This window comes from Candidatus Similichlamydia epinepheli (assembly GCF_003056015.1).
The window spans coordinates 1-14,776 of sequence record NZ_PPEU01000018.1 but is presented as its reverse complement, the minus strand read 5'-3'; the positions used below and the strand labels follow the sequence as shown (position 1 = coordinate 14,776).

Below are 14,776 nucleotides of genomic sequence, written 5' to 3'. Positions count from 1 at the left end.
AGAGTGGATGATAGCGGTCAACGGATTCGTCTCTAGCTGTTTTCTGAATAGAGATATTGTCGATTTGAAGCATTTGGCAGAGTCAGTAGCTAAAGATCCAGTGTTCTCTAAGGAAAAAGATTCCTCGTCTCCATTGATACTTTTAATTTGGTGTTTGAGACTTCGATCTGTCTCACTTTATGAGGCTGCTTGTGCACGTCAACAAGTCGAGGAAATCATGAAGCGAGGAGATTGGCAAAATTGCGCACAAAAATGATTTCTTGCTTAGACATCGTGAACTTGCCCCTAGTTCTAAAGCTTGTTTACAATGACGATTAGGTAAAACACTCGAGGAGCGAAAGATGAACCATTTCGGCCAATTCGGAGAAGATCCTTACAGACGTTTTCATGAAAGAGAAAAAGAAAGAGAAAAAGAAAGAGAAAAAGAAAAGAAGCAAGAGCAGCCCGAATTGCCTGATGCATTCGATCTTCTGCTCAATAATTTTCTAGGTAAAAGCGGAGCCGATGAAGAATCTATTGCTTCTTTGAAAAATTTGCTCAATGAACTTGGGAACGATAGTGAGTTAAAGGAAGTACTCAAATCGTCTTCTAAGGGTGCTGATTTTTCGAATATATACAAATCTGCCCAGAAGCTCACTTCGAAGATATCCTCTTATTCTAAAAAGGATGAATTCAAGAAAGCGATGGCATCTCTCGATCGCGAGAAAATGCCACAATTACAGGATATGATCGATTCCCAAAAGGAGATGTTTGCCGATTATTTTGGAAAAGTCATGGAATCGGCACCTGAATCAAGTGGATTTTCTCCAGAAGATCTCCAGGGAGAGATTGTACAAGGAGTAAATCAGCTTTTCGATGAGATGTCAGTTAAGATTCAAGATCAAAACGAGGCAATTCAATCCTATAGAGACCAGTTGGCCGAATCTGGTGACGGAAACCTAGATGCTTCTAGCCCAGATTTCGAGAAGAATCTAGAAAACTTAATGAAAAGTATTGAGAACGACGAAGGTTACAAGGATCTTCAAACTCGTATTGAAGGTTTCGTTAGTTCGATCTATGAAAAGATGATTCCTGATCCTAAGGTGAGAAGTCAAATGCATTTATATGGGAAAGTAGATCGAGTTTCTCGTGTAACAAATCGTTTGGGACTTATGCCTGATGAGGAACAGAAAAAAAAGGAACGAGAGAAAAAAGATTCTCCAGACAGGGACATGTTTATTCATCAGCGAAGAGTATAAAGCTGAAAAGAGGTTTAAATGGTGGAAGAGGAATCGTTCATCAATACGGAAAATGTTATCTCTCAACTAAAAAAAGCTACCTGTGTTGATTTGAGACAGGTTGACTTTGTAGACAGATTGCAACGGTTCACTGCCAGTGCATTAGGTTGGACACTAATGTTTGGTCTTACTCATGTTGATGAGTCCACTTGTGATGCCCTTTGGAATTTAGCAGATCGATTTGGACTTATTGCTTTTTTGCAAAAAGCTAAGAGGGGAGAACCAGTCAATTCATTGATTGGAATTCCCTCAGAAAACCGTCCTGTACTTCATTTTGCTATGCGATCGTTCCTTGCATGCGAGAACCCTCTTGTAGAACATGTTCGATTAGAGGCAATTGAACAAAGAGAACGAATTGCTCAATTTGTAGAAGATATTTCTTGGACTCACTTAATAGTCGTGGGGATTGGTGGGTCCCATTTAGGACTAGAGGCACTATACCTAGCCTGCTCTTCTCTCTCCGCTCCGGTAAGAGAAGTGAGGTTTCTCTCATCTTGCGACCCTAAGGAAGTGGAACTTGTTCTTCGAAATATTGATCTTAGCAGAGTTTGTGTCGCTATTATTTCCAAATCAGGCTCTACAGTGGAAGTAGCAGAAAATGAGTCCATTTTACGGACTCTCTTTTCCGATCATCACTTAAAGCCAAAAGATCACTTTGTTGCCGTTACAGTTAAAGGTAGCAGGCTCGATGAACAATCCAGGTTCAGTAAAGTGTTTTACTTTGATGAATCTATCGGAGGCCGATTTTCGACTTCTGCAGCTCCCGGTGCACTGGTCATTGCGTTTGCATTTGGATTGTCAACTTTTTTGCAGTTTCTATCTGGTGCTGGAGACATGGATGAAATTGCTGAGTCAACAGACCAAAATCGCAATATACCACTTTGGATGGCGCTTTTAGGTGTGTGGCATCGCAATTGTTTGGGCTTGCCTTCAGTTGCAATCTTACCTTACTCTCACGGGTTGAGGCGGTTCCCTTCTCATCTTCAACAATTGGAAATGGAATCAAATGGAAAATCTATCGACAAGACCGGCTCCACACTTCCTTACTCAACCGTCCCTCTGATTTGGGGAGAACCAGGTACTAATTTTCAACATTCTTTTGGGCAGTGGTTACACCAATCTACAGATAGAGCTTCAGTGGAGTTTGTTTGTTTCAAAGGAAAAAAAACAACGCCGGAGCGCCTTCTTTTAGCAAATTTGTTCGGGCAGGCGATTGCCCTTGCAAAAGGTAGTTCAAATCAAAACCCTAATCGTAATTTTCAAGGAAATCGCCCGTCTACCATTCTTTTGGGAGATACCTTCTCAGTTGAGAATTTAGGCGCTCTATGGTCCCTTTATGAGAATCGTGTTCTATTTCAGGGAAGAATTTGGAGAATAAATTCATTCGATCAAGAAGGGGTCCAATTCGGAAAGAAATTAGCCAAACAAATACTTTCTGGATCAGATTCAATCAGTCAATTTTGGGATCGGACTTTTTTTTCTTCGTAAGCTGACACCATTCAAATGTATGATTCCAAAATTCCACAATTTCTTGATTCAGATGCGGATCAAGTGCTTTTGGTAGAAGTGTCGTGCAGGATGTGGTTTTCGGCTGTGTCGCCCGAATAATACGGGGACATGATAATGAAACAATCCAACAACGCCCTCGAACAAGACCATTGACTAATTTTGCAATGGTTCGTTGTCTTAAAACAGTTAAGGACTGAAGCGAAAGAACAGGCCCAATCTTCGGCTGCCAAAATTGATGTTTTTGTTCCACGAGCAACCCAACAGTTGTTTGTTTCCGTTGGTTATTTCGCTAGACTGCTTACACTTTTATCGGGAAGAGAAATCGTCTTTGTTTGAATAAAAGATCGCATTTTCAGTTCGCCTGCTATGGCGGTTTTTGCCCAATTTATATGTCGCTGTTAGCCAAGAGCTAATCGTTGCACAACTTAAAATCCCAATAGGGGCTGTACATGCATCAATTGATCCAAGAAGTCCTAAAAGGATTGTAAGTGAGATAGAGGCAGTCGCTTTCCCAGATCTAGCAGCTAGCCCATCAATGATGGCCTTGCCTTTAACCCGAAGAGCTCCACTCAATTCCATTAGAACTAAATCTTTATTGATGTCGAGTAGGGCAGATTTAAAAGAACGAGCTAAGCAGCTTTGCAAAGCCCCAAAAAAAACAGTAGCCTCCAAGGGAGAAACGCCAACCCAAGAGGCAAGAAACGCTGTTTTATGCGGAAGAAAAAGAAACAAAAAGAAGAATAAAGATGTGACTAGTGAGATAAAGGGCGTAATCAGGGCCGTTGTAAGCCAACTGAAATGCTTTAGAAGGTTACCTGTCATGAAAAATGCAGAAAGAGAGGCAACAAAGCTAGTCACAATTGCAACACGATGCATGTAGGAAGAAAAAGATAACGGATCTGGACAAAGCGAATAGGTCTGTGCAGTCCACAAAACTTCACCCAGATTGAGCAAGAGATTGTATGCAAACGTAACACTACTCAAACACAGAATCGTCTGATTATGAAATAAAAGTGACCAGCCTTCTTTCAACGAATTTTGTTTTGGTCTGTTCGTAGTCTGAGGAACTGTCTTTTTTTGCTTGAATTGAGAAGATACCCAGCAAAAAATCAAGAATATAGCAGCCCCAGAAGTGAGAACCGCTACCATCATCTTGGTTAAAGCTTGATCCCAGGCTGTTTCGCCAAATGGTAAAGTAGGATCGAATGGCATGGCAGCAAAGTACAACCCCACTCGACCAGATAAGATTCCTGCAAAGTTTAATCCTGTCCTTAAAAGAGGATAGAGCCGTTTCGCTTGTTCAATTGCAATTACCTCATTAAGAAATCCCCAGAAACAGATGTTTAATATGATCACACTCCAAAGCTCGCTAATAATATAGAAGAGAGTGAAAGACCAATGGCGAATAAGAATGGGAATTGCATCAAAGCCTTTCGGCAAATAGGGCTCAATCCAGTTGGCAAGACTATTAAATAGAAGGTCATTTCGTTTTGGATAAAGAACGAAAATAAAAACTGCATAGAAAGAAAGAAAAAGAGACAACATCACTAGAAAGGCACGACGAGAGCCAATTCTTAGAGAAAGAATCGCAAAAAAATAAGACGCACAAAACGTAGACGGAAGAAGCGCCCAAGTCTTGATGAAAGGAACTGCAGAGGCACCAGCAGACGTTATCACTAACGTGTCTTTGGTGCTTTTCAATCCGTAATAGTTGAACGCAATGAGAAAAAGAATAACCGTTAACGGTACGAGAATCCTAGTTTCACCTCTCTCAACAGGAAAGAAATAGGCTCGCAAAGAATCAAGAACCTCGCTCTTGAAAAGCCTTAACAGGACCAAAGAGCCACAGGCAGCTACTATAGCAAACTTCCAAGAAAACAAAATGTTTAAGCTCCAAGAGAGCAAAATCACCCCGATTTTAAATGTCTTTCCCTAATTTTGTCACCCCCTGCTCATGTTCCTTTTCTTTTTCTTGAAAAAGTGTACTGAGACGAGATGTGGCGTGTATCCACACGATAGAAAGTCCTGAACATAGAAGATGAATAAGCGCAACGTGGCTAAGAGGGCCATTTCCTAGCCCAATTAAAGTAAAGTTCATTATAGATGAGACAATTTTCCCACCCCGAGAGACCAGCCCGTCAGTTACCGTCTTAACTTGAATCCGATCTTTTCTCTCAAGCGGTAGATAGATAAACTCTTTAACAATATCGAATAGAACATATTTAGATGTCCTTGAAAGAAAAATTCCTAAATCTCCGAGGAAAATCGTGATCTGTAGTGGAGAGAGAGCCAGTGTAGATGTTAGGTGAGCGAGACTGTTAGGGTAAGAAGCAGAGAGAAAAAACAGAAAGGCAGTAGTGCAAACAAGTATTGGAGTGAGCAAGAAACTTATTCTCCAAGGGAGAAGTTGAATCATCTCTCCAGATAAGAAAAAACAAGAAAATGTAGAAGCAAGTGATATCCACTTGGATACGCAGGAAATGTGAAGAGAGAATTCTCCGCTAGTTGGATCGTACATTTGTCGTACTTTTTCTTTCCAAAAAAGCTCTAAAGTGCTCACTAAAAAATGAAACGAAAAGACATTGACGGCAATATAGAACGTATATGGATTCATGAAAATAGATCTCAACCTTTGCGTGAAAGAAAGATCATTTTCTATTTTCTTTTGAGTAATGGTTGTTTTTGTCCACGGAATTGGAGGGAGATTTTTTATCAATAAAATCGCAAAAACCCCACTTAACAATAAACAGAGAATGGCAAGTTTCAGGCCTTGCTCCCATCGAAATTCACCTAAAAACTGATAAAAAACCTTTTGGTTAAAGAGAAAACGAATAGCAACCCAACTAGCGGCTACACCGGATATATTCAATGCGAAATTGAGGGGCACGTAGATTCGCTTTGCCTCGTTCATAGGAACAATTTCGTTAGCAAATCCCCAAAGAGCAACCTGAATTATTATGCTCCCCCATAGCTCCGCAACTACGTAGAAAATGGAAAGATGCCAATAACGAATCATGTCAGCCATCCCACTTAATCCGGGGAGTTTCCATTTCTCAATCAGATTTGCGAGAGAATGCCACGCAAAATTGTCTCGGTTTGGGTAGATGAAGAAGAGAAAAAAAAGAAAATAACTAGAGAATAAAAGGAGAGCCAAAACCAGGGAAGATCTCTCCTTGAATTTCTTCTCAGACATGGAAAACAAATAGACAGAAAGAAAAGAAAGCGGGAAAAGCATCCATCCCTTGATAAAAGGAACAACCTCCATCCCGCCTTTTGTAGATACAAGAAGAATATTATCCTTGATCTGCCTCAAAGTGTGATAACTAAACCCACAGAAAAAAAAGACGCCCATCAAACGAACGACAACGGGCCTCTCACTACTGAAGACAGGCCAAAAGATCGCCCGAAATTTTCTAAACCACTCAGAAGTCATAGAACTCTAAGTAAAAGCGAAGGGACCTCTTCGATGTGACAATAGAGGCGGAACTCAAGTTCATCCGACATGCGTTATTCCATTTTCTCCTCAAGAGAAATATGGAGTTTAAAGTGAAAATTCATTTTTGCCAAGATTGGTTTTCTGTCTAACATTGTTCTTCTAGTGCGCGTATCCCTGGCAGAGAACGACATTGCAAAAATGTTAAACTAGCCCCTCCTCCATTTAGGAAGTGATCGATACCTGACTCTGATCCAGCTGAGTAAATTGCGGAGATTGTATCCCCGCCAGCTACAAATGTTTGTGCGTCTTCCTTTGCTAATGCACGAGCGATTTCGACTGTTCCTTTCGAGAATTCTTCTTTCTCAAAAGCACCTGCAGGACCATTCCAAAAGATAGTTTTTTGTTTTTTTAAGCAGTTTTGAATCATATCAATAGACTGAGGCCCGAGATCGAAAAATCCATCTGTTTTACAGATCTCTGACGAAGTACAAACGCGCAATGTGTTTCCATCTTTTACAATACCGTCAGAAGGAAGAATTAACCCTGGAACTTCTTCTAAAATAGATAGAATTTCCATTAAAAAAGGCTCTTCTTCTTCCTGAGATGATTGAGATGCATTGTGTATGACTTTTAGGAATGAATTTGCTGTTCTACCGACAATAATTATCTCTTCTGCCCAATCCTTTAAGCTTTTTATGAGTGGAATTTTCGTTTTTAATTTTGCCCCTCCCACAATTGCACATCTTGGATGTAGAGGAGAAGACAGAAGTAAGGAAAGTGATTCTAGCTCTTTTAGAAATAAAGGACCTGCACCACAATTGCCTGGGAAAAATGATGGAAGAGAGACAATTGATGAATGCTCTCGATGTGAACAGCTGAATGCCTCATTTATGAATAGATCTCCTAATCCGCTTAAAATTTTAGCTAAAGCAGGATCATTTTTTTCTTCTCCCGAATGGAGGCGCAAATTGTCCAACATTACAATAGGCGCATCTGGAACAAGTCCGGTTTGCTTTATGAAATTTTCATCATGAGGGATGAAAACAACCTCTCTTTTTAAGAGAAACTGTAAGCGTTCAGCACATTTTCTCAAGCTAAACTGATTATTCGAAGATAGATGGCTAATGATGATGATACGACAATTGTGTTCGAGAAACAGTTTAAGTGTCGATAAAAAGGTTTTTATCCGAAAATCATTCGAAATTTCTCCATCCGCAGAAAAAGGGACGTTGCTGTCAACTCGTAGAATGATCTTTTTGCCCTTCCAATCAAGGTCAGAATACGACAAAAATCGAAATTGAGAAGACATCGGGCTCCTATCGATTAAAGTTAAGGAATTAAATCAATCAGGGAAGCACAAATTCGGTCGTATGAGAGTTGATGAAGCAAATCTTCAGTCATAGTAAAAGAAGGAATTAGTGTTAAGGGAATACCAGCTGATTGTGCAGCTTGGGCGCCAATAAATGAATCTTCAATTGCACGTGCGCATTTGGGGTCACATGCCCCCAACTTAAGAGCTAGGTTGTAAATGGCAGGGTCAGGCTTTTGATGTTCAACATCTTCACTTGTGCAAATGAACGAGAAAAAATCATATAAACCCGCATTTTTCAAAAGAAGTTTTGCTTTCCAAAGAACGTTTGCAGTCGCAATTGCACATTTTTTGTTTTTTTCTTTAAGAAACGTGAGTACCTCTTTTGCTCCAGGTAAAGCTTTTGTATTTTCTTGATTAAGCATGTTTTTTTCTTTTAGGAATTCATTTTCGAATTTATCCATGGGAAAGCCATCTCCGTACAGAGATTTTAGCTCTTGCTTCCAATCAACAGATGAACTTCCAACTAGTTTAAAGTACGGAAAAATTTCAGGATCGAACCCTAAGTTATAAAGCGCACGATTCCAGTAACTTAATACTGGATTTTCTGTGTTTACCAAAGTTCCATCTAAGTCGAATATGTAAAGTTTCACTTCGGGAGAATAAAAATCAGACATAATTAAGCCAAGGTCGTTTGCACTAGTCGACGCTATTGCGTCGACGTTGTAATTCTTTTGATAGAGAGTAATGTAGATCCAGATCAAATTTTTTTTTGATTGCCCATTTCAAGTAAGATAGTGGAATCTGCCTAATGGAAAGGCCTCGATATTCCCCAAGTGGCATAGTTTTCATTTCAATGGGCTTGTCTAATAAATTTTGAATTGTTTGTAGACAAGGAAACCCTGAGGTGAGTTTTCTAAAAAGTGCTATTGTGCTTCTAACATCGTTCATTGCACGATGATGTTTTTTAATTGGGATAAAGAAATGATTGCATAACCCTTCTAGTGAAAGGAAAGGACACTTTCCGTACGCACGAGCCAGTCGCAACGTGTCTATGGAGGGCTGTTGTATTGTCCAATTCAATCCCATTAGTTTCATTTCTTTTTGAATAATAGATAGATCAAAAGAAACTTGATGACCGATGATGGGACCACGATTAAGAAGAGAAAGAATATGAGGGGCAACATCTTGAAATAGAGGCTGATTTTTTAGCATCTCATCTTTGATGGAGTGAATTCTTATTGACGAATCGGGAACTGGAACAAGTGGATTAAGTAAGGTGGTATACTCTTCAATAATAGTTTCACCTCGAAAAACAGCAATTCCAACCTCAATAACACGATCCTTTGTTAAATCAAGACCAGTTGTTTCACAATCGATGCATACAAACGTGATTTGATCAATTGGAGGCATCACGAATCTCCAAAAGACATCTTTTAATTGCTGCTCTGAGACGTTTCCAAGATGACGGATCTTTTTTACTGCAGGGTATGATTTGATTTTCAGGAATAGCAAACGACTCTAAAGCTGCTTTGCACTTATCTCGTTCATGTCGTGTTGTTCTGTCACTCTTTGTAAGCGCAAGCAGAAATGGAATCTGTCCAATTTGTAGCCAGTTAATAGAGACAATGTCTTGTGCCTTGGGCCCTACCTTGCCATCTATTAAGAGAAGAAATACTCGGGTAGGATCATGATGTTCTAAGTATTGGTTCCAAGAATGGGTCCATTTGTTTTTTTGAGAGATTGGAGCTTTAGTGAATCCATAACCTGGTGTATCTATCAAAAGAGCATGGCCACTTAAAGAAAAGATTGAAAATTTTTGAGAGCTGCCTGGAGTTTTTGATACCTTAACGAACTCTTTTTCACACAGGTGGTTCAAAAGAGTAGATTTCCCTACGTTGGAACGGCCCATCAAAACCATTTTTGGCTTTTTTTGGTATGACACAAGTCTTTTTCCCTCCCATGGGGAGAGGGTTTCACATATTTTGTTAATTCTCTCGAATAGGAAATCACGATTGTTCACGCGCTACGAGCCTCAACGTGAAGTTGGCGACTTGTCTCGCTTAACAAAGACAATTTTAAGATGATAACTGGACTTGCATTCATTTTAATAAGTTCATGAGTTGGCCATTCGATACATTTCAGTCCAGGTGAATCAAGAAACTCAGAAATGGAAGACTTTCTTTCTGGGTGCCTGTTGATATGAAAAAGATCAAAATGATAGAGGGTCCCTCTGGATGTTTGATGTATTTGTAGAAGAGTGAAGGATGGACTGCATACTGTGCTCACACCTAGTTGCATTGCAATACTTCTGACGAATGTTGTTTTTCCGCTTCCCATATCGCCTAAAAGCAGAAGCCATATGGGTAGCTCCCATGTCTCTGGAATGTAGTTAATGAAGAGAGATGCAAGTTTGTCGAGATTATCCAATTCGAATGAACAAACAGCGTAATCTGGGCCTAACAAGTGCGCCGAAAACGCCGATTCTAATTCCTGGAAAAATCCAGTTCTAAGCGTCACTATTTTTCTTGCTCCTCTTCAACCCACAAAGATACAAAGCTTTTCAGCTCAGGGTCTGCTGTCAGGGACTCTACGAAGTCAGATACCGCCTGTTCACAAATATGCTCTTGTAGGAATGTCATCAAATCAGCGTGTATCGTGAAACGTGTTTGATTTTGCACCTCAAATAAAGATACAGGTTTCAAGTAGCTTCTTTTGAACTCTTCTAGAAGCGCTTCTAAAGAGTGATAGAGCTTGTTATTGGTTTGGCTGGAAAAAACTTTTTTGGTTAACGAACGCTTGTTTTTGCTGATGTAGCTCTTTATTACTTCAGGATCATCAGAAACAAAAAAACGTTTGGCTTTAACGCCTCCTACTCGATCAGAGTTTTGTGGGCACTTAGCTACCCATTCGTAAATTGCGTCTTGTGGGTTGGGGTGGGTATTATCACCAAATACCTTCCCACTGTAGGGACAAATGTAGACCTTCTTTGTATTCTCGTTAACCTTGCCCTTTTCGTAGGTTATCTTTACTTCTGGTTCGCGCCAAACCTTACCTTCTTTTTGAAGAAGCTCGATTGCGCTTTCTATGCTTTTGTAGATCGTTTTTGTCCCTGGGAATAGTACGGGCCTAACATCGTGAATTCTTTCGACGTATCGAAGATAGACGCTCAATAGGTCAGTTCGTTTGTTTTTCTTGAGGAAATTTTTCAGCTCTTTTAGCATCTCGGCTGAAAGGGTGTTCCCTGAAGGCATGTAGAATCCCCGTGTTGTTAATGACTGTTTCTTTGCAAAGACACTTAGTTCCCTTCAGCAGGTTATCGTCTGTTTGAGTTTCCCGGCGAGCTCTTTTTCGGAGCTTTCCTTCTCTACAAAATAAATCATTTGTTTTTTTGGGTCTTGACTAGTGACTATTCTTTCATATTTGACTGATGCTATTTGCGATGTTGTAATTCGTCTTTTCCCAGATTTGGCGTGTGAAGTAGGCCATATCTCTTTGACGCGATGTCGATCAACTTCTCTAGGTGACTTTCAATGTAATGACGTTATGAAGTGGTGCAAGACAGTAGGATGTTCCCCTCTTTTACTTGCAGATAATCTGATTATTGAGCTCGAGAAAGTTCATTTTTTAGAGAAAGTAACCGTTACAGGACCAGGTTTCTTAAATTTTAGATTGAATTCATCTTGGTTAGCAGAAAAGTTGGCAACCGTTCTTAATCCTCCGCTCCTTTTTCATGGAAAGAAAGTGATAATTGATTTTTCGAGCCCAAACGTAGCAAAAAAGATGCATGTTGGTCACCTTCGTTCAACAATTTTGGGGGATTCTTTATCACGTTTATTTCAGTTTTGTGGGGCAGACATTCTTCGATTGAATCACTTAGGAGATTGGGGGACACAATTTGGGATGATTCTTGCTTTTTTAGATGACTATCCTTCGGATAAGTTAGATCTTGAAAAGATATCAGACATATATCGTCAATCTAAGCATCAGTTTGATAACGATCCTATTTTTAAGCAACGTGCTTACGAAAAGGTTATAGCTCTTCAAAGAGGTGATGAGGATTTGCTGAAGGTATGGGAACGCCTCTGTTCCATTTCTGAGGAAGGGTATCGTAAGATCTATTCCCTCTTAGGAATTGAAGATCTGATTTCACGTGGGGAGTCTTTTTATAAGAATCATTTGCAAAGTATGGTTGATTACCTTCGTGATTCTTGCCTGGCTGAGGAATCAGAAGGAGCTGTGTGCATCTTTGTCGATGGGTATGAAATTCCATTTATGGTGCAAAAGTCAGATGGCGGCTTTAACTATGATACGACAGACCTAGCCGCTGTTCGTCATCGTGTGGAAGAGGAGAATGGAGAGATCCTCATATACGTGACTGATTCCGGGCAAGTTCTTCACTTCGAGCTTTTAGAGGCAGTTGCGCGTAAAGTTGGTTACCTTCCTTCGAGTGTTCAATTTATGCATGTTCCATTTGGTTTAGTTTTGGGAAGCGATGGTAAGAAATTTAAGACCCGTAGTGGTATCGTCGAGCCTCTTATAGGGTTATTAGAGGAAGCTATTGAACGTGCTGCTCTTTTACTTGTGGAGAAGGGGTGGGAGAGGTCTGATCCTGAATTTTTACGGACGTCACATGTTCTTGGAATTGGATCTGTGAAGTTTCTTGATTTGATAAATCATCGTATTCACGACTATCGTTTCTCGTATGATAAGATGCTCCAATTTGACGGTAAAACTGCTCCTTTTATTCTTTATTCTCGTGTGAGAGCTTTAAGTATAGTTAGAAAAGTTTCTTGTGAACACGATGTTTATGACGCAATCGATTTAGCTTGTGAAGAAGAGAGATCTCTGGCTCTTTTGTTACTGGAATTTCGTGACGTTGTTAACAGAGTAGTAGAGGTAAATACCCCTCATCTTTTGGCTGATTATTCATATAATCTTGCTAAGCAGTTCAATTGTTTTGTTAGGGATTGTCGAGTCGAAGGCTCTCTCAGAGAAATGGAACGGTCACTTCTTTGCCGTCTGACGGCTGACGTTTTAGGCAAATCTCTTGAACTCTTAGGGATCGATTTGATCGATCGCATGTAATACAAGCGAATTGGCAGTCAAGGCTTCTTTATATGGGCGATTAGGAACTTCTTGCACATATCTAGGTATTGCGTATCCAGGAAGAAGTTTTTTTATCTCTTCCATAATCTTGAGACCTTTATCGATTGAGACTTCGAATCTAGAAGACCCAGATACTCTATCTAACTGGAATAAGTAATATGGAAAGATTCCTCGATCTATAACCTGGGTAAAAAGAGAAGATAAGGATTCTGTTGAATCGTTAACTCCTTTCAAGAGTACAGTCTGAGTTCCTACAGGAATTCCAAGTTTTTGAATTCCCAAGATAGATTGGAACAGATCATCTCCCAACTCATTTTTATGGTTTATGTGTAGAAAAAACCAAAACTGAAATCTATTTTGAAAACTAGAGATCAAATTAAGGAAGCATTCATTGATACGCTCAGGAATTCCTACTGGGAATCTAGTGTGAAACCTAATTCTACGAATATGTGGAACAGAAGCAATTTGATCCAAGACTTTCTTAAGCGAATTTTCAGAGAGAGATAGTGGATCACCACCACTAAAAATAATTTCTTCTATAGATCTGTTTTGTCTAATTATCTCTATTTCTTTTGAGAAGTTGTAGGAGAAGTTTGCATATTCAAATTGACTGCGGAAACAATAACGGCAATGCATGGCACATGCGCCAGTTAGGAGGAGAAGAGCTCGTCCGTGATATTTCTGCAGTAATCTAGGTGTTTTGAGGAAGTTTTTTTCTTGTAGAGGATCATCTGAAAATCCAGATGAATAAAAGGACTCCTCTTTGGTCGGCAAGAATTGTAGTAAGATGGGATCGTTCAGATTTCCTTGTTCAATTTTATGGGCAAGTCTAACAGGAATATTGCATGGAAATCGTTCATTTTGTTCAAACAGTTCCAGTTGGGCAGACGACAAGTTCGGCAATGATGATAGGGCGCCTAACGTGCGAATATTTTGCTTTTGAATCTCTTTCCAGAGGATGTGTTGGTCACAGTTCAAGTTGTCAATAGAGCTCATGTCGAAATTGACCCGAATCAGTAGCTTCTGACATCCACGATGGATTGCCTTGTTTTTCAGATAATATCTGCAGTGAACTTATTATAGACTTACCCATTGGGATCGATCCTGCCATTAGTACTAATGCTCCTTTGTTGATCCAATCCCAAATACTATCACCGTGTTCCGTGATCAGATTTCCTAAACGACGGATAGCGTTGTCACAACTGTATCTAGAAAAAGCAGTTGAAAATTGGAAACAAGATCTTTGTGATAGTTGACACAAGATCTCTCGATGAAGAAAGTCTTCTCTTTCATCTCTATCTCCAAAAAAGAGCCAAGAAGCCCTTTCATCCATAGATCTCTCAAATATCCAACCGATAAAAGAGGCAATCCCTACCCCTGCTGTAAAAAAGATAACGGAATTATCATATGCATGAAGATCATGAAAAACTGAATTCTGAATCTCCACCGAAACCGTCTCTCCCAGTTGCATTTCTTCACATAGATAATAGCTTGCTGTACCAAATTGCTCGTCAGGAAGTGCGCCAAGGTGTCTTACAATGAGTTCTAAAATGGAAGGATCCTTTCTCGGGGTAGAAGCAATAGAATAGTACCTTTTCTTCATACGTTTAAAGCCACCCTTAGGGGATGGCTGCGACAAATCAAATTGTCCCCATTTGATCGACTCAAAATCGTGAGAGACCATTTTATCCGCATACTCAAGGTGCTTTTTAACAAGGAAGTTAGGATTAGGTGGACGTATTATGAAGTGGTCCCCAGGCCTATAGCAAATAGGCTGCTCGGAGCGGAACACCAAATGATAGACTCTTTTCGTTGAGCAACTTCCTGACATGAGACGGCGCTTCTCAAGAACGAGGCTAAATAGGCCCGAAGGCATCTGCCCACTCTCCCAAACGGCATTCGTATTTCAAAATTTTTAAAGCGGAAATCTCCTTTGAGGGAATCTCTCCAAGAAAGCTGATAGCTTGCATTATGCGAACCCGTGTCTGGTTCGGTCCTAAAATTTCGAATGAGTCAAACAAAGGTAATCCGTGCTTTTGACCCATTATAGTTCCGAACAAAATAGGCATTACGTCCTTCTTATGATGCAATCCCCAATCGGATGCTAATTTCTTAGAAGCATGTTCAATTCCAGAT

At 40.0% G+C, this 14,776-nt stretch carries 14 protein-coding genes and 1 pseudogene; 4 read left to right on the top strand and 11 right to left on the bottom strand.

Annotated elements, in window-relative coordinates; translation table 11 throughout:
• The 3 genes from GCCT14_RS01920 to GCCT14_RS01910 form a co-directional block, all read left to right on the top strand.
• A partial coding sequence (locus GCCT14_RS01920) for a hypothetical protein (protein WP_204592930.1) occupies positions 1-256 on the top strand: 256 nt, incomplete at its 5' end.
• 85 nt (positions 257-341) lie between these two features.
• Positions 342-1,238, top strand: a complete 897-nt coding sequence (locus GCCT14_RS01915; protein WP_108623999.1) for a hypothetical protein — start codon at positions 342-344, stop codon at positions 1,236-1,238.
• An 18-nt stretch (positions 1,239-1,256) separates the two neighbouring features.
• On the top strand, positions 1,257-2,765 hold the full coding sequence (locus GCCT14_RS01910; RefSeq protein ID WP_108623998.1) for a glucose-6-phosphate isomerase: 1,509 nt from the start codon (positions 1,257-1,259) through the stop codon (positions 2,763-2,765).
• Positions 2,766-3,092: 327 nt separating this feature from the next.
• Here GCCT14_RS01910 and GCCT14_RS01900 read toward each other — a convergent pair whose 3' ends face one another.
• The 8 genes from GCCT14_RS01900 to GCCT14_RS01865 all read right to left on the bottom strand — a co-directional run bounded on the left by GCCT14_RS01900 (position 3,093) and on the right by GCCT14_RS01865 (position 10,785).
• On the bottom strand, positions 3,093-4,667 hold the full coding sequence (locus GCCT14_RS01900; RefSeq protein WP_157952477.1) for an Npt1/Npt2 family nucleotide transporter: 1,575 nt from the start codon (positions 4,665-4,667) through the stop codon (positions 3,093-3,095).
• Positions 4,668-4,704: 37 nt separating this feature from the next.
• Positions 4,705-6,219, bottom strand: a complete 1,515-nt coding sequence (locus GCCT14_RS01895) for an Npt1/Npt2 family nucleotide transporter (protein WP_108623995.1) — start codon at positions 6,217-6,219, stop codon at positions 4,705-4,707.
• A gap of 148 nt (positions 6,220-6,367) precedes the next feature.
• Positions 6,368-7,531 carry a phosphoglycerate kinase gene (locus GCCT14_RS01890; RefSeq protein ID WP_108623994.1) on the bottom strand — a complete coding sequence of 388 codons (1,164 nt, stop codon included), beginning with the start codon at positions 7,529-7,531 and terminating at the stop codon, positions 6,368-6,370.
• Between the two features lie 20 nt (positions 7,532-7,551).
• Positions 7,552-8,208: an HAD family hydrolase gene (locus GCCT14_RS01885; protein ID WP_108623993.1), complete on the bottom strand. Its 657-nt coding sequence runs from the start codon at positions 8,206-8,208 to the stop codon at positions 7,552-7,554.
• Between the two features lie 22 nt (positions 8,209-8,230).
• Entirely contained in the window at positions 8,231-8,944 is a 714-nt protein-coding gene (locus GCCT14_RS01880; RefSeq protein ID WP_108623992.1) for a putative quorum-sensing-regulated virulence factor, read from the bottom strand.
• On the bottom strand, positions 8,931-9,476 hold the full coding sequence (gene yihA, locus GCCT14_RS01875; RefSeq protein ID WP_157952476.1) for a ribosome biogenesis GTP-binding protein YihA/YsxC: 546 nt from the start codon (positions 9,474-9,476) through the stop codon (positions 8,931-8,933). The genes GCCT14_RS01880 and yihA overlap by 14 nt, the downstream gene beginning before the upstream one ends.
• A 74-nt stretch (positions 9,477-9,550) precedes the next feature.
• Complete coding sequence (gene tsaE, locus GCCT14_RS01870; RefSeq protein WP_157952475.1) at positions 9,551-10,051, bottom strand: tRNA (adenosine(37)-N6)-threonylcarbamoyltransferase complex ATPase subunit type 1 TsaE; 501 nt, start codon at positions 10,049-10,051, stop codon at positions 9,551-9,553.
• Positions 10,051-10,785 (bottom strand): DUF2709 domain-containing protein, encoded by a 735-nt coding sequence (locus GCCT14_RS01865; protein WP_108623989.1) that lies wholly within the window; start codon positions 10,783-10,785, stop codon positions 10,051-10,053. Before GCCT14_RS01865 ends, tsaE begins: the two co-directional genes overlap by 1 nt.
• Positions 10,786-10,936: 151 nt before the next feature.
• Here GCCT14_RS01865 and argS point away from each other — a divergent pair, with 151 nt between their 5' ends.
• Positions 10,937-12,619 (top strand): arginine--tRNA ligase, encoded by a 1,683-nt coding sequence (gene argS / locus GCCT14_RS01860; protein ID WP_108623988.1) that lies wholly within the window; start codon positions 10,937-10,939, stop codon positions 12,617-12,619.
• On the opposite strand, the gene GCCT14_RS01855 is transcribed toward argS, so the two are convergent.
• From GCCT14_RS01855 to GCCT14_RS01845, 3 genes and pseudogenes are all read right to left on the bottom strand, one after another.
• Positions 12,590-13,636, bottom strand: coding sequence for a KamA family radical SAM protein (locus GCCT14_RS01855; protein WP_108623987.1), 1,047 nt, complete (start codon positions 13,634-13,636; stop codon positions 12,590-12,592). The two genes, argS and GCCT14_RS01855, sit on opposite strands and share 30 nt — an antisense overlap.
• On the bottom strand, positions 13,623-14,516 hold the full coding sequence (locus GCCT14_RS01850) for a ferredoxin reductase domain-containing protein (protein ID WP_157952474.1): 894 nt from the start codon (positions 14,514-14,516) through the stop codon (positions 13,623-13,625). Before GCCT14_RS01850 ends, GCCT14_RS01855 begins: the two co-directional genes overlap by 14 nt.
• Positions 14,497-14,776, bottom strand: a pseudogene (locus tag GCCT14_RS01845) (hypothetical protein); the annotation flags it as partial. The pseudogene GCCT14_RS01845 and the gene GCCT14_RS01850, both read right to left, overlap by 20 nt.

Excerpts from the sequence above, each read along its gene's own strand:
- GCCT14_RS01915 (WP_108623999.1), top strand. The coding sequence starts at position 342 with ATGAACCATTTCGGCCAATTCGGAGAAGATCCTTACAGACGTTTTCAT.
- GCCT14_RS01880 (WP_108623992.1), bottom strand. The coding sequence starts at position 8,944 with ATGCCTCCAATTGATCAAATCACGTTTGTATGCATCGATTGTGAAACA.
- GCCT14_RS01850 (WP_157952474.1), bottom strand. The coding sequence starts at position 14,516 with ATGCCTTCGGGCCTATTTAGCCTCGTTCTTGAGAAGCGCCGTCTCATG.
- GCCT14_RS01855 (WP_108623987.1), bottom strand. The coding sequence starts at position 13,636 with ATGAGCTCTATTGACAACTTGAACTGTGACCAACACATCCTCTGGAAA.
- GCCT14_RS01895 (WP_108623995.1), bottom strand. The coding sequence starts at position 6,219 with ATGACTTCTGAGTGGTTTAGAAAATTTCGGGCGATCTTTTGGCCTGTC.
- GCCT14_RS01885 (WP_108623993.1), bottom strand. The coding sequence starts at position 8,208 with ATGTCTGATTTTTATTCTCCCGAAGTGAAACTTTACATATTCGACTTA.
- GCCT14_RS01890 (WP_108623994.1), bottom strand. The coding sequence starts at position 7,531 with ATGTCTTCTCAATTTCGATTTTTGTCGTATTCTGACCTTGATTGGAAG.
- GCCT14_RS01865 (WP_108623989.1), bottom strand. The coding sequence starts at position 10,785 with ATGCCTTCAGGGAACACCCTTTCAGCCGAGATGCTAAAAGAGCTGAAA.
- GCCT14_RS01910 (WP_108623998.1), top strand. The coding sequence starts at position 1,257 with ATGGTGGAAGAGGAATCGTTCATCAATACGGAAAATGTTATCTCTCAA.